General features: G+C 73.5%; 23 protein-coding genes and 1 pseudogene. 7 read left to right on the top strand and 17 right to left on the bottom strand.

Features of this window, described 5'->3' with window-relative positions; all coding sequences use genetic code 11:
* The first annotated feature begins 3 nt into the window (after window positions 1–3).
* The 3 genes from ACFFKU_RS05690 to ACFFKU_RS05680 all read left to right on the top strand — a co-directional run bounded on the left by ACFFKU_RS05690 (window position 4) and on the right by ACFFKU_RS05680 (window position 4,269).
* Window positions 4–1,431 carry a maltokinase N-terminal cap-like domain-containing protein gene (locus tag ACFFKU_RS05690; protein ID WP_380136379.1) on the top strand — a complete coding sequence of 476 codons (1,428 nt, stop codon included), beginning with the start codon at window positions 4–6 and terminating at the stop codon, window positions 1,429–1,431.
* A 63-nt stretch (window positions 1,432–1,494) separates the two neighbouring features.
* Window positions 1,495–3,693, top strand: coding sequence for a 1,4-alpha-glucan branching protein GlgB (gene glgB / locus ACFFKU_RS05685; protein ID WP_380136377.1), 2,199 nt, complete (start codon window positions 1,495–1,497; stop codon window positions 3,691–3,693).
* 18 nt (window positions 3,694–3,711) lie between these two features.
* Entirely contained in the window at window positions 3,712–4,269 is a 558-nt protein-coding gene (locus ACFFKU_RS05680; RefSeq protein ID WP_380136376.1) for an NUDIX domain-containing protein, read from the top strand.
* A gap of 18 nt (window positions 4,270–4,287) precedes the next feature.
* Here ACFFKU_RS05680 and ACFFKU_RS05675 read toward each other — a convergent pair whose 3' ends face one another.
* The 4 genes from ACFFKU_RS05675 to ACFFKU_RS05660 are packed head-to-tail and all read right to left on the bottom strand — an operon-like array spanning window position 4,288 to window position 7,600.
* Entirely contained in the window at window positions 4,288–4,821 is a 534-nt protein-coding gene (locus tag ACFFKU_RS05675) for a TetR-like C-terminal domain-containing protein (RefSeq protein ID WP_380136375.1), read from the bottom strand.
* Window positions 4,822–4,879: 58 nt separating this feature from the next.
* On the bottom strand, window positions 4,880–5,845 hold the full coding sequence (locus ACFFKU_RS05670; RefSeq protein ID WP_380136374.1) for a co-chaperone YbbN: 966 nt from the start codon (window positions 5,843–5,845) through the stop codon (window positions 4,880–4,882).
* 43 nt (window positions 5,846–5,888) lie between these two features.
* On the bottom strand, window positions 5,889–6,884 hold the full coding sequence (locus tag ACFFKU_RS05665; protein WP_380136372.1) for a DUF8094 domain-containing protein: 996 nt from the start codon (window positions 6,882–6,884) through the stop codon (window positions 5,889–5,891).
* Window positions 6,881–7,600 carry a hypothetical protein gene (locus tag ACFFKU_RS05660; RefSeq protein WP_380136371.1) on the bottom strand — a complete coding sequence of 240 codons (720 nt, stop codon included), beginning with the start codon at window positions 7,598–7,600 and terminating at the stop codon, window positions 6,881–6,883. The genes ACFFKU_RS05665 and ACFFKU_RS05660 overlap by 4 nt, the downstream gene beginning before the upstream one ends.
* 186 nt (window positions 7,601–7,786) lie before the next feature.
* Here ACFFKU_RS05660 and ACFFKU_RS05655 point away from each other — a divergent pair, with 186 nt between their 5' ends.
* Entirely contained in the window at window positions 7,787–8,239 is a 453-nt protein-coding gene (locus ACFFKU_RS05655) for a DoxX family protein (RefSeq protein ID WP_380136369.1), read from the top strand.
* 55 nt (window positions 8,240–8,294) lie between these two features.
* Here ACFFKU_RS05655 and ACFFKU_RS05650 read toward each other — a convergent pair whose 3' ends face one another.
* Entirely contained in the window at window positions 8,295–8,636 is a 342-nt protein-coding gene (locus ACFFKU_RS05650; protein ID WP_380136368.1) for a thiamine-binding protein, read from the bottom strand.
* Between the two features lie 130 nt (window positions 8,637–8,766).
* Between ACFFKU_RS05650 and ACFFKU_RS05645 the strand changes: the two genes are divergently transcribed.
* Window positions 8,767–9,870, top strand: coding sequence for a hypothetical protein (locus ACFFKU_RS05645; RefSeq protein ID WP_380136367.1), 1,104 nt, complete (start codon window positions 8,767–8,769; stop codon window positions 9,868–9,870).
* Window positions 9,871–9,895: 25 nt separating this feature from the next.
* On the opposite strand, the gene ACFFKU_RS05640 is transcribed toward ACFFKU_RS05645, so the two are convergent.
* From ACFFKU_RS05640 to ACFFKU_RS05630, 3 genes are read right to left on the bottom strand one after another with little or no spacing between them, the layout of a single operon-like run.
* Window positions 9,896–10,633, bottom strand: a complete 738-nt coding sequence (locus ACFFKU_RS05640) for an alpha/beta hydrolase (protein ID WP_380136366.1) — start codon at window positions 10,631–10,633, stop codon at window positions 9,896–9,898.
* The gene (locus ACFFKU_RS05635) at window positions 10,630–11,709 is read right to left on the bottom strand and encodes a threonine aldolase family protein (RefSeq protein WP_380136364.1); all 1,080 of its coding nucleotides are present in this window, start codon (window positions 11,707–11,709) and stop codon (window positions 10,630–10,632) included. Before ACFFKU_RS05635 ends, ACFFKU_RS05640 begins: the two co-directional genes overlap by 4 nt.
* A 25-nt stretch (window positions 11,710–11,734) precedes the next feature.
* A complete protein-coding gene (locus tag ACFFKU_RS05630) occupies window positions 11,735–12,019 on the bottom strand; it encodes an Rv1322 family protein (protein WP_380136363.1) in 285 nt (94 codons plus the stop codon).
* 211 nt (window positions 12,020–12,230) lie between these two features.
* Between ACFFKU_RS05630 and nucS the strand changes: the two genes are divergently transcribed.
* Entirely contained in the window at window positions 12,231–12,932 is a 702-nt protein-coding gene (gene nucS, locus ACFFKU_RS05625; protein ID WP_380136361.1) for an endonuclease NucS, read from the top strand.
* A 137-nt stretch (window positions 12,933–13,069) separates the two neighbouring features.
* Here the strand turns inward: nucS and ACFFKU_RS05620 are convergent.
* Window positions 13,070–13,363, bottom strand: a pseudogene (locus ACFFKU_RS05620) (STAS domain-containing protein); the annotation flags it as partial.
* Window positions 13,364–13,735: 372 nt separating this feature from the next.
* On the opposite strand from ACFFKU_RS05620, the gene ACFFKU_RS05615 reads away from it, so the two are divergent.
* The gene (locus ACFFKU_RS05615; RefSeq protein ID WP_380136359.1) at window positions 13,736–14,071 is read left to right on the top strand and encodes a hypothetical protein; all 336 of its coding nucleotides are present in this window, start codon (window positions 13,736–13,738) and stop codon (window positions 14,069–14,071) included.
* Between the two features lie 39 nt (window positions 14,072–14,110).
* On the opposite strand, the gene ACFFKU_RS05610 is transcribed toward ACFFKU_RS05615, so the two are convergent.
* From ACFFKU_RS05610 to atpE, 8 genes are all read right to left on the bottom strand, one after another.
* Window positions 14,111–14,548 (bottom strand): DUF2550 domain-containing protein, encoded by a 438-nt coding sequence (locus ACFFKU_RS05610; RefSeq protein WP_380136358.1) that lies wholly within the window; start codon window positions 14,546–14,548, stop codon window positions 14,111–14,113.
* A 49-nt stretch (window positions 14,549–14,597) separates the two neighbouring features.
* Window positions 14,598–14,822 carry a F0F1 ATP synthase subunit epsilon gene (locus ACFFKU_RS05605; RefSeq protein ID WP_380136471.1) on the bottom strand — a complete coding sequence of 75 codons (225 nt, stop codon included), beginning with the start codon at window positions 14,820–14,822 and terminating at the stop codon, window positions 14,598–14,600.
* A 102-nt stretch (window positions 14,823–14,924) separates the two neighbouring features.
* Entirely contained in the window at window positions 14,925–16,283 is a 1,359-nt protein-coding gene (atpD, locus tag ACFFKU_RS05600; protein ID WP_512701491.1) for a F0F1 ATP synthase subunit beta, read from the bottom strand.
* A gap of 169 nt (window positions 16,284–16,452) precedes the next feature.
* Entirely contained in the window at window positions 16,453–17,358 is a 906-nt protein-coding gene (locus ACFFKU_RS05595) for a F0F1 ATP synthase subunit gamma (RefSeq protein WP_380136356.1), read from the bottom strand.
* A gap of 61 nt (window positions 17,359–17,419) precedes the next feature.
* On the bottom strand, window positions 17,420–19,051 hold the full coding sequence (gene atpA / locus ACFFKU_RS05590; protein WP_380136469.1) for a F0F1 ATP synthase subunit alpha: 1,632 nt from the start codon (window positions 19,049–19,051) through the stop codon (window positions 17,420–17,422).
* Window positions 19,052–19,172: 121 nt separating this feature from the next.
* A complete protein-coding gene (locus tag ACFFKU_RS05585; RefSeq protein ID WP_380136354.1) occupies window positions 19,173–19,994 on the bottom strand; it encodes a F0F1 ATP synthase subunit delta in 822 nt (273 codons plus the stop codon).
* Window positions 19,991–20,560, bottom strand: a complete 570-nt coding sequence (locus tag ACFFKU_RS05580) for a F0F1 ATP synthase subunit B (RefSeq protein ID WP_380136353.1) — start codon at window positions 20,558–20,560, stop codon at window positions 19,991–19,993. Before ACFFKU_RS05580 ends, ACFFKU_RS05585 begins: the two co-directional genes overlap by 4 nt.
* A gap of 46 nt (window positions 20,561–20,606) precedes the next feature.
* Window positions 20,607–20,816 carry an ATP synthase F0 subunit C gene (gene atpE, locus ACFFKU_RS05575; RefSeq protein WP_380136352.1) on the bottom strand — a complete coding sequence of 70 codons (210 nt, stop codon included), beginning with the start codon at window positions 20,814–20,816 and terminating at the stop codon, window positions 20,607–20,609.
* Between the last annotated feature and the right edge of the window lie 59 nt (window positions 20,817–20,875).

The following is a 20,875-nucleotide window of genomic DNA, read 5'->3' as shown; positions in this document are numbered from 1 at the left end:
CGCGTGACCGAGAACCCGACCCCGTCCTCCACGTCCCCCGACCACGATCTGCTGACCCTTCTCGGCGACTGGGTCCCCCGGCAGCGCTGGTACGCGCACAAGGGATCCGCGGCCGAGGTCGTCCGGCTGGAACGCAGCGACCTCGACGAGAGCGGTGTCGCGCAGCTGCTGGCGCTGACGATGCGCTCGGGCGCGGGTCCGGGCGGGGAGACCACCGTCTACGCGGTCCCGGTGACCCTGCGCCCGGCGCCGGACCCGGACCTGGCGCACGCCCTCGTGGGCCACCTGCCGGCCGGGCCGGACGGGGCCGGGGACCCGGCGTGGGTCTACGACGGCCCCCACGACCCGACCTGGACGTGGGCCCTGCGGGCCCTCGTGCTGGCCGAGGAGGGGGTGGGTGACGCGGCCTTCGGGGCGGGGGGGGCCACGGCCGACGGCGGGCTCGTCGTCCCGCTGGAGGCCCGGGCCAGGGTCCTCACCGGGGAGCAGTCGAACACCTCGATCGTGCTGACCGGCACCGAGGAACCGATCGGCCCCCCGGTCATCGCCAAGGTCTTCCGCGTCCTGAACCCCGGCGACAACCCCGACGTCGTCGTGCAGACCGCCCTGGCCGAGGCCGGCTGCCGTCGCGTCCCCCGCCCGGCCGGGTGGGTCGACGGGCACTGGACCGGTGCCGAGGGTGCGCGGGTGCAGGGTCACCTGGCCCACCTCACCGAGTTCCTGGCCGGTTCCGAGGACGCCTGGAAGGTCGCCTCCGCCGCGGCGGTCGCCGGGCGGGACTTCTCGGTCGAGGCGGCCGAGCTCGGGCGGGCCACGGCCGAGGTCCACGCCACCCTCGCCCGCACGCTGCCCACGGTGCCGGCGACGGCGGAGCGTCTCGCCGTCCTCGCCGACGGCCTGCACGCGCGGGTCGACTGGGCGGCCGCGGCCGCCACCGAGCTGGCCGGGCTGCTGGAGCCGGCCCACGCGCGCGTCGAGGCGGTCCGGTCGGTCCAGGCCGCCCCGGACCTGCAACGCGTCCACGGCGACTACCACCTCGGGCAGGTGCTGCACTCGGCCGAGCGCGGCTGGGTGCTGCTCGACTTCGAGGGCGAACCCCTGCGTCCCCTCGCCGAACGGTCCGAGCCGGACCTCGCGCTGCGCGACGTCGCCGGGATGCTGCGCTCCTTCGACTACGCGGCCGGCTCGGCCACGGCGGCCGGGGGGGCGGGCGAGGCGGCCGCGGCCTGGGCCACCGCCGCCCGGGACGCCTTCCTGCAGGGGTGGAGCGAGGTCAGCGGGGTGGACCCGCGGCGGACGGGCAGCGAAGCCGCCACGCTGCTGGCCGCGCTGGAGCTGGACAAGGCCCTGTACGAGGTGGTCTACGAGGTCCGCAACCGACCCACCTGGGTCTCCATCCCGCTCACCGCGGTCCGTCGCCTGCTCGCCTGACCCGTCCCTGCCCCGAGCCACCGAGAATTCGCCACCCACCCCCGATGACGGGAGACTCCCCGCATGTCTGAGCACTCGTCCACGTTGCAGCCCCCGCACGTCAGCGCCGGTGAGCTGGCCCAGGTCGCGGGGGGCGCGCACTGGGCGCCGCACTCGATCCTCGGGGCCCACCCGGTCGAGGGGGGCGTCGGGTACCGCGTGCTGAAGCCCTTCGCCACCGAGGTCACCGTCCTCACCGAGGACGGAGGACGCGTCCCCCTCCGGCACGAGCAGGACGGGATCTGGGCCGGGGTCGCGGCGGGCGGGCGCAACGGGGACTACCGCGTCGAGGTCGCCTACGGCGACGGCGTCGCCCACGTCCTGGACGACCCCTACCGTTTCCTGCCCACGCTCGGCGAGGTCGACCTGCACCTCATCGGGGAGGGTCGTCACGAGCAGCTCTGGGACGTCCTGGGCGCGCACGTGAAGCGGTGGCCCGGGGTGCTCGGCGACGTCGAGGGCACCGCCTTCGCCGTGTGGGCGCCCAACGCCCGGGCCGTGCGCGTCGTCGGCGACCACAACCACTGGGACGGGCGTCAGCACTCCATGCGGTCGCTGGGGTCCTCCGGGGTATGGGAGCTGTTCGTGCCCGGCGTGACGGCCGGCAGCCGCTACAAGTTCGAGATCCAGGGACCGGACGGGCACTGGAACCAGAAGGCCGACCCGATGGCCCAGGCGACCGAGGTGCCGCCCTCGACGGCGTCGGTGGTCACCGAGACCGCCTACGAGTGGGCCGACGACTCCTGGATGACGAAACGGGCGCAGTCGGACCCGCACAGCGGTCCGGTGTCCGTGTACGAGGTGCACCTGGGGTCCTGGCGCCAGGGTCTCGGGTACCGCGAACTGGCGACCGAGCTGGTCGACTACGTGCGCGAGACCGGGTTCACCCACGTCGAGCTGCTGCCGGTCATGGAGCACCCCTTCGGCGGTTCCTGGGGTTACCAGGTCACCTCCTACTTCGCCCCCACCTCCCGGTTCGGCTCCCCCGACGAGTTCCGTCACCTGGTGGACGCGCTGCACGAGGCCGGCATCGGGGTCATCCTCGACTGGGTCCCCGCGCACTTCCCCAAGGACTCCTTCGCCCTGGCCCGCTTCGACGGGACCCCGCTCTACGAGCACCCGGACCCGCGCCGCGGTGAGCAGATGGACTGGGGCACCTACGTCTTCGACTTCGGGCGGTCCGAGGTCCGCAACTTCCTGGTGGCCAGCGCCCTCTACTGGCTGGAGGAGTTCCACATCGACGGCCTGCGGGTCGACGCGGTCGCCTCGATGCTCTACCTGGACTACTCCCGCGAGGAGGGTCAGTGGGCGCCGAACCAGTACGGCGGCCGCGAGAACCTCGAGGCCATCGGCCTGCTGCAGGAGACCAACGCGACGGCCTACAAGCGCTACCCGGGGATCATGATGATCGCCGAGGAGTCGACCGCGTTCCCCGGAGTCACCGGCCCCACGTCCGGCGGCGGTCTCGGTTTCGGCCTGAAGTGGAACATGGGGTGGATGCACGACACCCTCGACTACGTCAGCAAGGAGCCGGTCTACCGGCAGTACCACCACGGGGAGCTGACCTTCAGCCTCGTCTACGCCTTCAGCGAGAACTTCTGCCTCCCGATCTCCCACGACGAGGTCGTGCACGGCAAGGGGTCGTTGCTGCGCAAGATGCCGGGCGACCGGTGGCAGCAGCTCGCCAACGTCCGGGCGTACCTCGCCTTCATGTGGTCGCACCCGGGCAAGCAGCTGCTGTTCATGGGGTCCGAGCTCGGGATGGAGGCCGAGTGGTCGGAGTCGCGCTCCCTGGACTGGTGGTTGCTCGACACCCCGTGGCACAAGGGGTTGCACGACCTGGTGGCCGAGCTGAACGCCGTCTACAAGCAGCGTCCGGAACTGTGGGAGGACGACTTCAGCCCCTCCGGGTTCGAGTGGATCGACGGCGGGGACAACGGGCGCAACCTGTTGTCGTTCGTCCGCCGCGACGCCTCGGGCAAGCCGCTGCTCGTCGTCGTCAACTTCTCCCCGACGGCCTACGAGGACTTCCGGGTGGGGGTCCCGACCCCCGGGGCGTGGCGCGAGGTGCTCAACACCGACGAGGAGCGTTTCGCCGGTTCCGGCGTGACGAACCCGCAGACGCTGGTCTCCGAGGCCCGGGAGTGGAACGGTCGCGAGCACTCCGTCGGGCTGCGGGTCCCGCCGCTCGGGGCCACCTGGCTGGTGCTCGACAACAGCTGATCCCGGGGCCCTGACGACGTGGAGCGGATCTCGGGCCGCGAGGTCTACCGCAACGCCTGGATGAGCGTCCGCGAGGACCGGGTCCGCCGGGCCGACGGCGGCGAAGGGGTCTACGGCGTCGTCGACAAGCCGGACTTCGCCCTCGTCGTCCCCTACCAGGGGGACGGCGAGGGCGTCGCCGTGGACGGGGTGGCCGGCGAGGGGTTCTGGATGGTGGAGCAGTTCCGCTACCCCGTGGGGCGCCGGGCGTGGGAGTTCCCCCAGGGCACGTCGACGACCGGGGCCGAGGCCGAGGCCCTGGCCCGCGACGAGCTCGAGGAGGAGACCGGCCTGCGGGCGGGGAGCCTGCACCGCATCGGGTTCCTTTACGCCGCCTACGGCATGTCCAGCCAGGGGTGCTCCGTGTGGCTGGCCACCGACCTCGTGGCCGGCAGGCCCCGACGGGAGGAGACCGAGGCCGACATGGTCAGCGGCTTCGTCCCGCGCGGTCGCGTCCGCGATCTGGTCGCCGCCGGGGGGATCGCGGACGGCCCGAGCCTGGCCGCGCTCTGGATGGCCGAGGCCCACCTGCCCTGACGTCCGTCGGGCTCGGCGTCAGCCGAGAAGTCCCGCCGCCGCGGCCGCGGCCACGCGCGCGGCCAACCCCTCGACGTCGGGCTCGGCGACCGGGCGGCCCAGCAGGAGCACCGACTGCAGCAACGGCCCGGTCACCGCGAGCACGACCGCCTCGCCGTCGGTGCCCTCGGGCACCTCACCCCGCGACCGGGCCCGCTCCACCACGGCCACCGCGGCGCCCAACCGGTCGCTCCAGAAACCGTTGAGCTCGGTGGCGGCGGCCTCGGAGCGGAACGAGGCCGCCAGCAGGGCCACGGCCAACGTCGGCCGACCCTGGTGGGCCCCGACGACCTCCTCGGCCAGGGCGGTCAGGTCGCCCGCCAGGCTGCCGGTGTCCGGCGGGGTCCACGCGCTGTCCCGGGCCGCGCGGACGGCGTCGGCCAGCAACCCGCCCACGTCCCCCCACCGCCGGTAGACGGTGGCCCGGTGCACGCCGCTGCGCTGGGCGACGCGGTCGACCGTCAACCCTTCGACCCCGGACTCCAGCAGCTCCGCCCGGACCGCGCGGAGCACGGCCGTGCGGACGCGTTCGCTGCGCCCGGGGACCTCCAGATCGCTCAGGAGGGGTCGCTCAGAACAGTGCGCGGGACAGCGCCAGGCGCGCCTTGGCGACCCGCGGGTCGTCGGGGCCCACGACGGCGAACAGCTCGAGCAGGTGGGTCCGGGCCGCGTCGCGCTCCTCCCCCGCGGTGAGCGTCACCAGGCGGACGAGACGGGCGAAGGCGTCCTCGACGTGACCGCCGGCCAGGTCGAGGTCGGCGGCGACGAGCTGGGCCGCGACGTCGGTCGGCGCGGCGGCCGCGGCCGACCGCGCGGCGTCGGCGTCGACGCCCTCGAGCCGGCGCAGCACCCCGACCCGGGCCAGTCCCGCGGTCGCCTCGACGTCGCGCGGGTCCTGGGCCAGGGCCTTGTGCCAGGCGGCCGCGGCGGCGTCGAGGTCGCCGGTCTCGAGCGCGGCGAGGGCCTCGGCGTGCAGCGGGGGCAGCGGCGGGGCGGACGGCTCCGCGGCCTGGTCGACGTCCTCGGCCCCGGCGAGCCGGCCCGACACGCCGTTGGCCTCGGCGACCCGCAGCACCTCCTCCAGCAGCGGACGCCCCTCCTCCGCGCTGGGGTAGCTACCGGTGAACAGCGGGATGGGCTGGCCCTTGACGATGGCCGCGACCAGCGGCACCGAGCGGGCCTGGAGGGTCTGCAGCAGGGACTGGGCGAGGTTGGGTTCGGCCTGCGCGTCGATGCGGGCCAGCAGCAGCCGGCCCCCGGCCTCGCCGACGAGGGTCACCAGGACCTCGGCCCCCGTGTCGTACCCCTCGGCCCACAGCTCCACCAGGACGGGGACCTCGGCCGACTGCTGGACGACCTCGGTGAAGTTCTGCTCGGTGACGTCGACGACGAACGGCGCCGGCGCCGCGGCCACCGGGTCACCCGCCTGACGACGGGCGACCTCCTCGCGGCGGGCGTTGCGGGCCGCGATCGCGCCGAGGTCCACGGCACCCCGGAGATTGAGCTGGGGGCCGGGCTGCGCGGAGGGCTGACTCATGGGCGACAGCTTCTCACGCAGGGCGACCCGGGCCGTCGAGGTGTCAGGACGCCTCGGCCGAGACCGGTCCGCTCTGCGCGGCCAGCACCCGCACCGTCCCCTGCGCCGGGATGGCGAAGGCGACGACCTCGTCGCGCACCACGGTCACCGAACGGGCCTGCTCGCGGCCGGCGAGCGCCGCCGTCGCCGCGTCGAGCGTGCCCGCCCGCCCCCCGGCCGGGCCGGACTGCGTGGTGCTCCACCGCATGGCCGCGAAGGCGATCGCGCCGCCGTCACGGGTACGGACCGCCCGCACCGAGTCGGGCAGGAGTTCCCGGGTCTGCTCGAACCGACCCCCCTGGGCCTGCAGCGAGGCGGTGTCGCGCTGGACCGCCTCCTCCACACCGGAGCGGAAGGCGTCCTCGGCGAACTGCTCGACGAACTCCGACTCGGTGTCGCGCAGCAGGACGTCGACGTAGCGCTCGGCCACCTGCTGCGGGCTCGCGACCAGGTTCGTGTCCTCGTCGGGGGCCACGACGTCGGCCCCGGCCGAGGGCGCGTCGGTGGTGGGCAGGCTCACGCCGGGCAGCAGCGAGGGCGTGGCCCACACCTTGTAGGGGGTTCGGGCCGACTCCGAGGTCAGCAGGGCGAACGACGGCTTCTCGTCGGCCCCCGCCCCCGTGACCACCACGAACCACCGCGGCCAGTCCTCCTGCCGGGGCAGCAGCGAGGAGACGGGGTCGAAGTCGTCGGCCCCGCCGGTGGCCGCCGGGGTGCCCCCGGCGGCGGCGATCCGGGCCGCGGCGGTGCGCAGGTCCAGCTCGGGGCCGGTGAGGCGCTCGGCCGCCGCGGTCGGGTCGGCCACCGGGTCGGCGGACTGCAGACCCGCGACGGCATCGGTCGTGATGCGCGCGGCCTGGGCGGGCGCGACGACCGGCAGCACCCGCTCCGGGGCGGGCGGGGTGGAGACGGTGGGCAGCTGGGCGCACCCGGCCAGCGGCAGCCCGAGGGCGAGGGCCAGCCCGAGCGCGCGGCGGGTGGGGCGGGTGCGGGTGCTCATCGGGCGCCCTCCTGGTCGGCGGGCCGGGCCTCCCGGCGGGTGGACCGCCGCCCTCGTCGCCCGCTCCGACGGGCGAGGACGAGCAGGAGGACGGCGAGGACGAGCAGCGCGGCACCCGCGACGACCAGCGGGACCGCGGCCGGGTGCCGCAGGGCGTCACCCTGGGCGTCCTGCAGCGGCCACTGCAGCGTCACGGTGCCGGAGAAGGGGGTCGTCCCGTCCCCCGTGACGAGGAGGACCGCGGTGTCGGTGGCCGGCCCGGCGGCCGCGCGCACGGCGTCGCCCTCGGTGGGCCAGCGCAGACCGGCGCTGCCGGTGCCGGACTCCGCGGTGATCCACACGTCGGAGGTGCGCGGGTCGCCGGCCGGTCCCTCGCCCCCGGTCGTCACCGTGGTGCGGGGGGCGTCGAGGGGGCCCGTGACGCCGGTGACGGTCTCGACCGCCGCGCCGTCGAGCCAGGCGGTCGCGTCGTCGGGACGGACGAGGGCGACGAAGACCGGGTCGTCGGCCCCGGCGGCGGTGACCCGCACCGTGGCCTCGGGGCCGCTCAGCGCCAGGACCCCGGGGGCCGTCACGACGGCCACCGGACCGTCACCGTCCAGCGTCGTGCTGGTGGTGAGGGTCGAGGGCGGGGCGAACGCGGTCAGCAGCAGGACGCCGACCGCGAGGGCCGCCGCACCGCCGAACGCGAGGAGCACGGCGAGTACACGCCTCACGGCTGGGCCTCCGAGGGGGTCCGGGGTCGGGAGCGCAGCCACCCTAACGGCCCGAGGGGCGCGGATCACCCACCTGAGTTAAGGTCACCCTTGCTTGTACCTGCAAGCATCGTCCTGGCCCGAGCGACCGATCACCGCGCCCGAACCCCCGTCCTGGGGCCCACCCGTCCGCGAAGGAGACCCGCGATGACCAGCACCACCGCACCCCCCTCCGGCACGCTCACCGTGACCCGCCCGAGCACCGGCCACTCCCTCGGCCTGCTCGCGCTGCGCCTCGTCGCCGGGGCCGTCCTGCTCACCCACGGCATCCCCAAGCTGACCGGGCTCGACGGCGTCACCGCCGCCGCGGCCGGCAGCGGCGTCCCGGCCCCGGAGATCGCCGGGATCCTCGTGGTCGCCGGGGAGATCGGCCTCGGCGTGCTGCTCCTACTGGGGCTCGCGACCCGGGTCGCGGGCGGGCTGCTGCTCGTCCAGATGGTCCTGACCTGGGTGTTCATGCACTCCGGCGACGGTCTGTTCATCGAGGGTCAACTCAACGGCGAGAACGCCGTGCTGCTCGCGGCGATCGGCGCCACCCTGCTCCTCACCGGGCCCGGACGGGTCGCGGTGGACGCTGCGCTGCGTCGCCGCCGGGCCTGACCAGCGGGCCCGCACGGGCCATCACGACGTGGTCCCGGGTCCCGGCGGGGGGCGGTCACTGACCGCGCCCCGCCTCCCCCTGGGTCCGCTCGACGGCCGCCTCGAGCCGTTCCAGCTTGCCGGTGAGCTCACCCTCGTGACCCGGGCGGATGTCGGCCTTGAGGACCAGCGACACCCGCGGACCGTGCCGCCCGACCGCCTCGCAGGCGCGGCGCACGACGTCCATGCACTCCTTCCACGAGCCCTCGACCGTGGTGAACATCGCATCGGTCCGGTGCGGCAGCCCGGACTCCCGCACGACGAGGACGGCGTCGGCGACGGCCGCGGTGACGGAGTCCGGGGCGGCCCCGACAGGGGCCGGTCCACCGGAGGGGGCGACGGAGAAGGCGACGAGCATGGCCCGCACGCTACCGGCGAGTGTGTCGCCCCGACTCCCGACGACGGCGCGCGGCTACGCTGACCCGCAGCCGACCGATCACCCTGCCGGGTGCGGTCATCACGCCATCACGTCATGCGGAGGTCCGCCGGTGTCCGAGTCCACCGAGCAGTTCGGCGTCGTCGTCCGCGGTTACGACCGGGGCCAGGTCGACGCCCGGATGCGACACCTCGAGACCGCCCTCGAGGAGGCCCGCGCCCGGGTCAAGGAGATCGACGCGCGCGCCCTGCGCATCGCCGGCGAGCTCGACACCGCCCAGCGCGAGCTGCGCGAGCGGGAGAACCCCACCTACTCCTCCCTCGGCGCCCGGGCCCACCAGCTGCTGAGCCTCGCCGAGGACCAGGCCAACGAGATGCTGCACTCGGCCCGGCGCGACGCCGACCGGCAGCGGACCGACGCCCGCCGCTCCGCCACGGAGACCCGCGAGGCGGCCGAGGGCGACGCCGAGCGCCGTCGCCACGAGTCCACCCGCGACGCCGACGAGCTGCGCGCCCAGGCCCGGGCCCAGGCCCAGGGCCTCGTGGAGTCCGCGCAGCGCACCGCGGCCGAGACCGCGGCCGCCGCCCACCGTGGGGCGGAGCAGATGCGGGCCGCCGCCGAGCACGAGAAGGCCGAGATGCTCGCGGCCGCCGAGCGCGAGGCCGCCGAGGTGCGCGCCAAGGCCGACCACTACGCGACCCAGGTCCGGGCCGCGGCCGAGGCCGCCGCCCGGGAGCAGGAGCTGGCCGTCGCCGCCGCGCGCGAGCGCGCCGCCGAGGAGGACCGGCTGCGGCTGGCCTCGGCCGCCGCCCGCACCGACGCGCAGATCACCGAGGCCGGACGTCGCGCCGCCGAGGCCGAGGAGCGGGTGCGTCAGGCGCTCGACGAGGCTGAGTCGGTGCGCGCCGACGCCCTGGCCCAGGCGGCCAAACGGATGGAGGAGGCCCGGCGCGAGGCCGACGCCGTCCTCGCCGAGGCCCGCGAGGAGGCCGCCCGGCAGCGCTCGGAGGCCAAGGCCTTCGCCGACCAGGTGCGCGAGGAGGCCAACGCCGAGGTCGACGGGCTGATGCGCCGCCGCGACGAGATCACGACCCAGTTCGACGACCTGCGCGAGAAGCTGGGCCCGCGCGGAGACGCCGACCAGTCCGGGGCGGGTGCGGGCGACGGGGTCGTGGACCTCACCGCCACCGGCGACCGCCAGGGCACGCCTGCCTGATCCCGGCGCCGACGGCCCCCGCGGCTCAGCCCCAGGTGGTGGGCAGCGGGGACCTCGTGGGGTTCACCCGGGCCACGATCTCGTCCAGGACCCGACGGACGAACGGTTCCCCCACCCACAGGTGCTTGGCCTTCTCCACCGCGACCAGTTCCAGCTGGGTGAGGGGCGCGAACCGCTCGCGGGCCTCGTCCGGGCGCAGGAAGTCGTCGAACTCCGGCACCAGCGCGGTGACCGGGACGTCGAGCTGCGCCCAGGCGGCGAGATCGCTCGGCTGCGACCAGCGCAACGGCGGCGAGAGCAGGATCAGTCTCTCCACCAACGGGTCCCGGCCGTGCACGAGCGCCAGGTCGGTGCCGAAGCTCCAGCCCAGCAGGCACACGTGCGGCAGCTCGCGGAACTCCGCGAACTCCAGGGCGGCGGCGACGTCGAAGCGCTCGGCGCCGCCCGCGTCGAACTCCCCCTGGCTGGTGCCACGGGGACTGGTCGTGCCCCGGGTGTTGAACCGGAGCACCGCGAGGTCGGCCAGCGCCGGCAGCCGGTTCGCCGCCTTGCGCAGGACGTGGGAGTCCATGAACCCCCCGGCGGTCGGCAACGGGTGCAGGGTGACCAGGGTGGCGACGGGGTCACGGTCCAAGGGCAGGGCCAGTTCGCCCACGAGGGTCAGACCGTCGGCGGTGTGCAGCTCGACGTCCTCGCGACGGGCCGGCAGCACCGTCGCGGGGCCGATCCGCTCCCCCGCGACCGGCGCGGGTCCGGTGCTCATGCGCCGACCCCCGCCCGGGCCGCCGCCGGCGCCACGAGCGACAGCAGCGCGGTGACGTCCTCGGGGCGCGTGTCCCAGCTGCAGACCCAGCGCACCTCGACCAGCCCGTCGCCCGCCTCCGGCCGGGTGTCCCAGACGTGGAAGGGCACCTCCGCCGCGGCGCGGTCCGCCACCTCGGGCGGCAGGAGGGCGAACACCGCGTTCGCCTCGACGGGCCGGGACAGCGCGATGCCCGCGGCGCGGGCCCGGTCGGCGAGCTCGACCGCGCACGCGTTGGCGTGAGCGGCGTTCTCCCACCAGAGGTTCCCCTCCAGCAGGGCCAGCAGCTGCGCCGAGACGTAGCGGGCCTTGGAGGCCAGCTGCAACGACTGCTTGCGCAGGCGGGCCACCCCGGGGGCGCGACCGGGGTTCAGCACGACCACGGCCTCGGCCATCAGGGCACCGTTCTTGGTCGCGCCCAGGGAGACCACGTCCACGCCGAGCGCACTGGTCAGCTCACCGAGGCCAACCTGGTGGAACACGGCGGCGTTGGCCAGCCTCGCCCCGTCCACGTGAACCCGCAGTCCCAGCTCGTGGGCGGTGCGGACGAGTTCGACCGTCTCCTGCAGCCCGTAGCTGGTGCCCAGCTCGGTGGACTGGGTGAGGGTGAGGGCGCCGGCCGGGGCGGCCATCGGGGAGGAGGCGTCGGCGACCAGCCGTGCGAGGTCACCGGGGTGGATCCGTCCGTGCTCGCTGGGGGCCGGGAGCAGCTTGATCCCCCCGACGTGCTCGGGGGCCCCGCCCTCGTCGTGCAGGACGTGGGCCACGTCGGAGCAGACGACCGACTCCCAGCGCCGGGTGAGGGCCTGCAGGGCGACGACGTTGGCCCCCGTCCCGGTCAGCAGGACGGCGGTCTCGGCGTGCTCCCCGAAGTGCCCGCGCACCACCTCCTCGAGCCGCCGGGTGTACGGGTCGGCCCCGTAGCCCATGACGTGCCCGGTCGAGGCCTCGCCCAGGGCGGCCAGGACGTCGGGGTGGGCTCCGGAGGCGTTGTCACTGGCGAAGCCCCGGACGGCGGGGTCGTGCAGGCGTTCCACGCCCGCTGACGCTACCCCCCGCGCGTCAGCCCCGGCGCCCGCGGTGCTCGAAGCAGGCCCGGTGCCAGTGCCGGCGCTCCGAGACGCCGTCCCCGGCCGAGAAGGTGCCGCGGGAGGGCCAGACGACGAGGTGCGGGACGCCGGGGGCGATCTCCTGCCGACAGCCGGGGCAGCGGTAGGTCTTGGCCGAGGAGTCCCCGCGCAGGGTCCGTACGATCCAGTCCCCGTCGGACCCGGAGACGCTGCGGTCGACCCCGCGCCCCGGCACGCCACGGGGTTCGTCGACGCGGCGGCGGTTGGCACGGGGCACGGGCAGAAATTTACCGGGCGGTGCCCCGGTGGTGTCCCCTCCACACCACCGAGACCACGCACCCGGTACACAGGGATACCGGGTGATCATGGTTCGGTGTTACACCCGCACCTGACCCCCTTTCGGGGGACACGGGCCGGAGCGGGCGACGGGCGGGCGACGGGCCGGCGCGGGCGTCGGGTCGCCGGGCCACCCCGTAGGCTCCCCTCCCGTGCGTCTCGTCATCGCCCGCTGCTCCGTCGACTACGCGGGACGGCTCTCCGCCCACCTGGCCCCGGCCACCCGGCTGCTGCTGGTGAAGGCCGACGGCAGCGTGCTGGTGCACTCCGACGGCGGTTCCTACAAGCCGCTGAACTGGATGTCGCCACCGGCCAAGCTCACGATCACGCCGGGCGGGGTGGACGCACCCACCGACGGCGCCGCCCCCGTCGAGACCTGGACGGTGCAGAACCTCAAGACCGAGGACCGGTTGGTCGTGACGATCACCGAGATCCTGCACGACTCCGCCCACGAGCTCGGGGTCGACCCGGGGCTGGTCAAGGACGGCGTCGAGGCGCACCTGCAGGCGTTGCTGGCCGAGCACATCACGACCCTGGGCGAGGGCTACCAGCTGGTCCGACGCGAGTACATGACGGCGATCGGTCCGGTCGACATCCTGGCCAAGGACGCCGAGGGCGCCACCGTCGCGATCGAGATCAAACGACGTGGAGAGATCGACGGGGTCGAGCAGCTGACCCGCTACCTGGAGCTGCTCAACCGCGACCCGCTGATCGCGCCCGTCCGCGGCGTGTTCGCCGCCCAGGAGATCAAGCCGCAGGCGCGCGTGCTCGCGACCGACCGCGGCATCCGGTGCCTGACCCTGGACTACGACGCCTTGCGCGGCATCGACGACCCGACCGCCCGGCTGTTCTGAGCCCCGCTGCCGCCCAGCGTCCGGTCGACCACGCTGCGCGCCCGGCGCAACCGCTCGGCCCGCACCGCGGCCTCGGCCGGGCTCGGCGGGCGGACGGCGCCGTCGACCGTCCCGGCCTCCTCCGGACGCGTCTCGGCCAGGGTGAGGACGCGGTGCAGCTTGGTGACCCGCAGCAGGCGCAGGGTGGGCAGCGTGACGCCGGCCAGGACGAGCCGACGGCCCCGGCGCTGCGCGCGGCGGTGGGCCCCCACCAGGACCCCGAGCCCGGTGGCGTCGCCGATCACGACGTCGCCGAGCTCCACCACCAGGTCGCCCTGGCCGTCGTCGACGGCGTGGTGCAGCGCGGCACGGACGTCGGGCACCGAGTGCACGTCGAGGTGCCCGCTGATCCGGACCCGCTGCCCGCGAACCGTCTCCTCGGCGCCGGCCAGCCGCGGGTCGAGCACGCGGGCCGCCCGCCGGGCGGCCACGTCCTCCGCGGCCGACGGGCGCGCCGGACGGATCCGGGACCCGTCCTCGGACGGTCTCACCGGGGCACCCGTGATCACGGGCGCGGCATTGCTCACGGCCATCTGTTCCTCCCCCGAGGACGCCGGTCGGTACACCGCTCTGACGCAGGACACCTCGCTCCGGTTGCATCGGAGAACGACATCGACGTCGTGCCCACCGCTCCGGCTCGTGAGTCCCAGCAGCCACACTGTGCCACCGATGCTCAGCGCAGGGTTGCCGAACACGGGTTGTGATGAAACCGTCACCATTCGCCCGGGGTCGGCGGTTCCCGGGCGGGGGTCCACACTGGAGGGGTGACCTTCGGCGGCGGGTACTACTACGCGGTCGGACCCGTGATGGCGTTCGTCTTCGTCGGGGTCCTGGTGCTGCTCCTGCGCTGGACCTTCAGCCACGGCCGCTCCCTCGTCGAGCGACGGCCGAAGAGCGGCAGCAGCGAGGAGTACGGCCTGCTGGAGGTCGTGGCCGAGCCCGCGACCTTCATCGAGGCCGAGGTGCTGCGCCGCGTGCTGGTCGACGCGGGGATCCGGGCGACGCTCGCCCCGACCACGGAGGGGCCCCGACTCATGGTCTTCCCCGAGGAGGCCTCGATCGCCCGGACCGTGCTCGCGGACCACCGCCGCCGCGGTTGAGGCGCGACCGCAAGGCCGGCCGGGAGGACCCCCGGCGGGTCAGCTGAGGCCCGGACCCTGTCCGGGCGGGGAGGACTCCAGCCACGAGGCGAAACCGGTGTACTCGTCCTGGGTCATCCCCAGCGCCAGGATCTGTCCCTCGTAGGCGCACTCGACGACGAGGGCCCCCGGCTGGACGGCCATCGCCTCGGTCGCGTCGGGGACCCGACGGTCCAGGACGAGGATCGCCCCCCGCGACAAGGTCTGCGAGGGGCGGGGCGAGAAGGAGAAGACGCGGTACCAGTCCAACCGGTCGGACTCGTACCGCGCCACCCCGAGGGCCCAACGACGGGCCTGCCCGGGGCGGCGCAGCGAGCAGTCGAACGTTCCGTACCGGTCGGTCAACCGGCGTCGGCGCAGGACCACGACGACCAGGCTGAGCAGGAGCAGCAGGGCGACACCGCCGGCGACCTCCAGGGAGACCAGCAGTTCTCGCACCTCGGCGCCTCCTCGACCCCGGTCCGACGTTCTCCGACGCTAGCCGGGCTCAGGAGTGCGGACGCGCCTCGGCGGCCGCACCCACCTCGACCGACTCGGCCACGATCGTGACCTTGTCGGAGTCCACCGAGAAGAACCCGCCGTCGACCTGGGCGGTCACCCCGTCGGAACCGGCTCCGACGATCTTGACCTCACCGCTCTGGAGCACGGCCAGCAGGGGTTCGTGACCGGGCAGGATGCCGATCTCGCCGTCCGCCGTCCGGGCCCGGACCATCGAGGCCTCGCCGGACCAGACCTGACGGTCGGCGGCGACGAGTTCGACCTGCAAAGCCACGTGAATCTCCTGTCGTTACGGGATCGGAGGGGACGGACGGCCTCAGCGGCCGCCGGTCTCCTTCTGGATCCGGTCCCAGTTGCGCTCGACGTCCTCGAGCCCGCCGACGTTGAAGAAGGCCTGCTCGGCGATGTGGTCCAGCTCGCCGTCGGCGATCTTCGAGAAGCCCTCGATGGTCTCCTTGAGCGGCACGGTGGAGCCGGCGACCCCGGTGAACTTCTCCGCCATGTAGGTGTTCTGCGAGAGGAACTGCTGGATGCGCCGCGCGCGGCTCACCGTCAGCTTGTCCTCCTCGGACAGCTCGTCGACCCCGAGGATCGCGATGATGTCCTGCAGCTCCTTGTTGCGCTGGAGGATCTGCTTGACCCGGACCGCGGTCTCGTAGTGGTCCTTCGCGATGTAGAGCGGGTCCAGGATGCGCGAGGTCGAGGTCAGCGGGTCCACCGCGGGGTACAGACCGCGCGAGGCGATCTCGCGCGACAGCTCGGTGGTCGCGTCGAGGTGCGCGAACGTGGTGGCCGGCGCCGGGTCGGTGTAGTCGTCGGCGGGCACGTAGATCGCCTGCAGCGAGGTGATCGAGTGACCACGCGTCGAGGTGATGCGCTCCTGCAGCACGCCCATCTCGTCGGCCAGCGTGGGCTGGTACCCGACGGCGGAGGGCATGCGGCCCAGCAGGGTCGACACCTCGGAACCGGCCTGGGTGAACCGGAAGATGTTGTCGATGAACAGCAGCACGTCCTGCTTCTGCACGTCGCGGAAGTACTCCGCCATCGTCAGGGCGGACAGGGCCACGCGCAGACGCGTCCCCGGCGGCTCGTCCATCTGGCCGAACACGAGGGCGGTCTTGTCGAAGACGCCGGCCTCGGCCATCTCGCCGATGAGGTCGTTGCCCTCACGGGTGCGCTCGCCGACGCCCGCGAACACCGACACACCGCCGTGGTCCTGCGCGACGCGCTGGATCATCTCCTGGATGAGGACGGTCTTGCCGACGCCCGCACCACCGAACAGACCGATCTTCCCGCCCAGCACGTAGGGGGTCAGCAGGTCGATGACCTTGATGCCGGTCTCGAACATCTGGGTCTTGGACTCGAGCTGGTCGAAGGCGGGGGCCTTGCGGTGGATCGGCCAGCGCTCGGTCACCTGGAGGGTCTCGCCCTCCTCCAGGTTCAGGCACTCGCCGATCGCGTTGAACACGTGGCCCTTGGTCACGTCACCGACCGGCACCGAGATCGGCGCGCCGGAGTCGACGACCGGGGCACCGCGGACCATGCCGTCGGTCGGCTTGAGGGAGATCGCGCGGATCATGTTGTCGCCCAGGTGCGAGGCGACCTCGAGGGTGACCGTGGAGGTCTCCCCGCCCATGGTGACCTGGGTGGTCAGGGCGTTGTTGATCTCGGGCATCGTGTCGGTGGAGAACTCCACGTCGACGACGGGCCCGATGACGCGGGCGATCCGGCCGGTGGCGCCACGGTCGGTGGTGCCCTGTGCCTCGCTGACGGTGGCGGTCATGAACGGCTCCCTAGCTTCCTGAGTGGTCGTGCGGCGTCTGTGCTGCTGGTGTTCGGGTGGATCAGGACCGAGAACCGGAGGAGGCGAGCGCGTCCGCGCCGCCCACGATCTCGCTGATCTCCTGGGTGATCTCCGCCTGGCGGGCGTTGTTGGCGAGCCGGGTCAGCTTCTTGACCAGCTCGTCGGCGTTGTCGGTGGCCGACTTCATCGCCCGCTGCCGGGCCGCGAGCTCGGAGGCCGCGGCCTGCTGGAGGCAGTTGAAGATCCGGCTGTTGACGTACTTGGGCAGCAGCGCGTCGAGCACCGCGTCGGCGCTCGGTTCGAACTCGTAGAGCGGGGTGAGCTCGCCGTCGTTCGGCCCCTGGCCCTCGACGACCTCCAGCGGCAGCAGCCGGATGACCCGGGCCTCCTGGGTGACCATCGAGACGAAGTGCGTGTAGACGACGTGGATCTCGTCGATCCCGCCCTGCTCGTACTCCTTGCCGAAGTCGGCCACGAGCCGCTCGCCGATCGCCTTGGCGTCGGAGAAGGCGGGCTTGTCGGTGAAGCCCACCCACTCCTCGACCACGGGACGACGACGGAAGCGGTAGAACGCGCTGGCCTTGCGGCCCACCAGGTACGGCGCGATCTCCTTGCCCTGCTCGCGCAGGGCCGCCGTCACGCGCTCCCCCTCCCGCAGGATGGAGGAGGAGTAGGAGCCGGCCAGCCCGCGGTCGGAGCTGCACACCAGCACCGCCGCGCGCCGGACCTCGGGCTTCTCGGTGATGAGCGGGTGGTCCAGCGAACTGTTCGCCGCCGCCGCGCTCACCGCCCGGGTCAGGGCCCGGGCGTACGGGGTCGACGCCCGCACCGCGGCCTGCGCCTTGACGATGCGCGAGGCCGCGATGAGCTCCATCGCCCGGGTGATCTTCTTGGTCGCCTGGACCGAGCGGATCTGCCGCCGGTAGGCCCTCAGCTGGCCTGCCATGTCCTGTTCCTCTTCCCTGCCGCTCGGTCGCTCACGTGTCCTGGACGATCCCCGCCCGCGCTCAGCGCTTGCGGGTGGTGATCTGCTCCTGGGAGACGTCGTCCTCGTCGGTCTTGCCGTGGTCGGCGTCGGCCGGGACCTCGTCCTCGGAGGAGCCGAACTGCGGCTTGAAGGCGTCGATGGCCTTCTGCAGCTCGTCCTTGGCCCCGTCGGAGAACTGCTTGCTCTCCCGGATCCCGTTCATCAGGTCGGCGTGCTCGCGCTTGAGGTAGTCGAGGAACTCGCGCTCGAAGCGGGAGATGTCACCGACGGCCACGGAGTCGAGCTGACCGGTGGTGCCGGCCCAGATCGAGACGACCTGCTCGTCCAGCGAGAACGGCGTGTACTGCGGCTGCTTGAGCAGCTCGACCAGACGCGCACCACGAGCGAGCTGGTTGCGCGAGGCCTGGTCGAGGTCGGAGGCGAACATCGCGAACGCCTCCATCGACCGGTACTGCGCCAGCGTCAGCTTCAGCGTCCCGGAGATGCCCTTGATCGCCTTGGTCTGCGCGGCACCGCCGACGCGGGACACCGAGATACCGACGTCGATCGCGGGGCGCTGGTTGGCGTTGAACAGGTCCGACTGCAGGAAGATCTGGCCGTCGGTGATCGAGATGACGTTGGTCGGGATGTACGCCGAGACGTCGTTGCCCTTGGTCTCGATGAACGGCAGACCCGTCATCGACCCGGCGCCGAGCTCGTCGGACAGCTTCGCGCAACGCTCCAGCAGACGGGAGTGCAGGTAGAAGACGTCACCGGGGTAGGCCTCGCGGCCTGGCGGACGACGCAGCAGCAGCGACACGGCGCGGTAGGCCTCGGCCTGCTTGGACAGGTCGTCGAAGATGATCAGGACGTGCTTGCCGGCGTACATCCAGTGCTGGCCGATGGCCGAGCCGGTGTAGGGGGCGAGGTACTTGAAGCCGGCCGGGTCGGAGGCGGGAGCCGCGACGATGGTCGTGTACTCCATGGCACCGGCCTCCTCCAGCGACCGCTTCACGGCGGCGATGGTGGAGCCCTTCTGACCGATCGCGACGTAGATGCAGCGGACCTGCTGCTTCGGGTCGCCGCTCTTCCAGTTCTCGCGCTGGTTGAGGATGGTGTCGATCGCGATGGCGGTCTTGCCGGTCTGACGGTCGCCGATGATGAGCTGACGCTGACCGCGCCCGATCGGGATCATCGCGTCGATGGCCTTGATGCCGGTCTGCAGCGGCTCGCGGACCTCCTGGCGCTGCACGACCGTGGGGGCCTGCAGCTCCAGGGCGCGGCGGGTCTCCGCCTCGATGTCGCCGAGGCCGTCGATCGGCTGGCCCAGCGGGTCGACCACGCGACCGAGGAAGCCGTCGCCGACGGGGACGGAGAGGACCTCGCCCGTGCGGTGGACCTCCTGGCCCTCCTCGATGCCGCCGTACTCACCGAGGACGACGACGCCGATCTCGCGGACGTCGAGGTTCTGGGCCAGGCCCAGGGTGCCGTCGGCGAAGCGCAGCAGCTCGTTCGCCATGACCGAGGGCAGGCCCTCGACGCGCGCGATGCCGTCGCCGGCCTCGGTCACGCGCCCGACCTCTTCGCGCGCCGCGTTGCCCGGGTCGTACGACGCCACGAAGGCGTCGAGCGCGTCCCGGATCTCCTCCGGGCGGATGGTCAGCTCGGCCATGGGGTGCCCCTGCTCTCCTTCATCGGTCTTGCTCTCGAGGGTGCTGCTCACTGCTGTACTCACTGCGTGTCGGCCCAGTCTCCCCCACGGTCTGCGGGGGCGGGCCGGGTCGGGGGCCTGCTCAGCCGGCGAGCCGGCGGCGGGCCTCGTCCAACCGGTTGCTGATGGAGCCGTCGATGACGTCGTCACCGATGCTCACGCGCAGACCGCCGATCAGCTCGGGCTGCACGTCCACGTTGAGCCGGACGGCGCGCCCGTACTGCCGGGCGAGGCCCGCGGCGAGCCGCTCGTGCTGCTCGTGGGTCAACGGCTGCGCGGTCACGACGTGCGCGACCAGCTGCCGACGACGTTCCGCCGCGATCTCGACGTAGTCCTCCAGGGCCCGCTCGGCCCGCAGACCGCGCGGGGCCAGGGCGACCCGACGAGCGAGCTGCACCGTCTCCGGGCCGGCCCGCTCGACGAGCAGCCGCGAGACCAGATCGGTCCGCGAGGTGGTCGGCGAGGTGCGGTCGGCCAGCGCGTCGCGCAGCCCGGCGTTGCCGGCCACGAGGCGGGCGAAGCGGAAGAGCTCGTCCTCCAGCGCCTCGCCGCGACCGTTGCGCTCGGCCTGGACGACGACGGCGGTGACCGCCAGCCGCTCGCAGGCGTCGGCGATGTCGCGGGTGGCGGTCCAGCGACCCGCGGCCAGGGCCGCGACCGTCTCCAGCGCCGCCGGCGAGATCTTGCCCGCCAGCGCCCGACGGACGAGGTCCGCCTTGCCCGACCCCTCGCGGGAGGGGTCGGTCAGCGTGCGACGCAGGCTGACCGAGTCGTCCAGCAGCGAGGTGACCGCGAACAGGTCCTCCCCGGTGCGGCCCGCGTCGGCCCCGACGAGCTGGGTGTCGAGGACCTCGGCGGCGCGGGCGTAGCTCGCCCGCGCCGCGCCCGAGTCCAGGCTGCTCATCGCTGCCCGGCCCCGGCCTCGGAACGCTCCAGGTCGGCGAGGAACCGGTCCACGACGCCGCTCTGACGGGTGGAGTCGTGCAGGGACTCACCGACGATGCGCGAGGCCAGGTCGGTCGCGAGACGACCCACCTCGGCGCGCAGCTGCTGGGTGGCCTGCTGGCGCTCCGCCTCGATGGTGTGCCGCGCCGAGGTGGTGATGCGGTCGGCCTCGGCCTGCGCCTGCTCCCGCATCTCCGCCACGATCGCCGCACCCTGCTGGCGGGCCTCCTCGCGGATGCGGTTGGCCTCACCGCGCGCGTCCGCGAGCTGCTTCTTGTACTCCTCGAGCGCGGCCTGGGCCTCGGCCTGGGCCTTCTCCGCCTTCTCGACGTTGCCCTCGATGGCGGCGCGACGCTCCTCGTACATGGCCTCGAGGCGCGGCACGACCTTCTTCGCGACGACGATCCAGATGATGATCGCGAAGATGATGCCGACGATCAGCTCCCCGGTGTGGGGGATGATCGGGTACAGCGTGTCGCCCGACGCCTCTTCTTCCACCACGACGGTGGCGAGGGCATTCAGCACGGTTCCTCCTTCGGGCTATCGATCAAGTCGGCGGTCGCGGCCTGCGTCAGCCCTGGAAGACGAACGCGAGGGCGATACCGAAGATGGCGAGCGCTTCCGCGAGGACGAAGCCGAGGATGGCGATCGACTGCAGCATGCCGCGGGCCTCGGGCTGACGGGCCACACCGTTGATGTAGGCGGCGAAGATGAGGCCGATACCGATGCCGGGGCCGATCGCGGAGAGGCCGTAGCCGACGATGGCGAGGGAGCCAGTCATGCGCTGCATTCCTTTCGTTGCCGGTGCGCTCGTCCGCGGACCGGGGTTTGTGGGGGGAC

Source organism: Kineococcus gynurae, from assembly GCF_042433995.1.
GTDB classification, from domain to species: Bacteria; Actinomycetota; Actinomycetes; order Actinomycetales; family Kineococcaceae; genus Kineococcus; species Kineococcus gynurae.
This window is presented reverse-complemented; position numbering and strand designations above follow the sequence as displayed.

Coding starts and splice junctions, on each gene's coding strand:
- ACFFKU_RS05605 (WP_380136471.1), bottom strand. CDS start 14,822: ATGGTCCGGGCCCGGACGGCGGACGGCGAGATCGGCATCCTGCCCGGT.
- ACFFKU_RS05595 (WP_380136356.1), bottom strand. CDS start 17,358: ATGGCAGGCCAGCTGAGGGCCTACCGGCGGCAGATCCGCTCGGTCCAG.
- ACFFKU_RS05665 (WP_380136372.1), bottom strand. CDS start 6,884: ATGAGCACCCGCACCCGCCCCACCCGCCGCGCGCTCGGGCTGGCCCTC.
- ACFFKU_RS05670 (WP_380136374.1), bottom strand. CDS start 5,845: ATGAGTCAGCCCTCCGCGCAGCCCGGCCCCCAGCTCAATCTCCGGGGT.
- atpD (WP_512701491.1), bottom strand. CDS start 16,283: ATGCCCGAGATCAACAACGCCCTGACCACCCAGGTCACCATGGGCGGG.
- ACFFKU_RS05655 (WP_380136369.1), top strand. CDS start 7,787: ATGACCAGCACCACCGCACCCCCCTCCGGCACGCTCACCGTGACCCGC.
- ACFFKU_RS05585 (WP_380136354.1), bottom strand. CDS start 19,994: ATGAGCAGCCTGGACTCGGGCGCGGCGCGGGCGAGCTACGCCCGCGCC.
- atpE (WP_380136352.1), bottom strand. CDS start 20,816: ATGACTGGCTCCCTCGCCATCGTCGGCTACGGCCTCTCCGCGATCGGC.
- ACFFKU_RS05650 (WP_380136368.1), bottom strand. CDS start 8,636: ATGCTCGTCGCCTTCTCCGTCGCCCCCTCCGGTGGACCGGCCCCTGTC.
- atpA (WP_380136469.1), bottom strand. CDS start 19,051: ATGGCCGAGCTGACCATCCGCCCGGAGGAGATCCGGGACGCGCTCGAC.
- ACFFKU_RS05640 (WP_380136366.1), bottom strand. CDS start 10,633: ATGAGCACCGGACCCGCGCCGGTCGCGGGGGAGCGGATCGGCCCCGCG.
- glgB (WP_380136377.1), top strand. CDS start 1,495: ATGTCTGAGCACTCGTCCACGTTGCAGCCCCCGCACGTCAGCGCCGGT.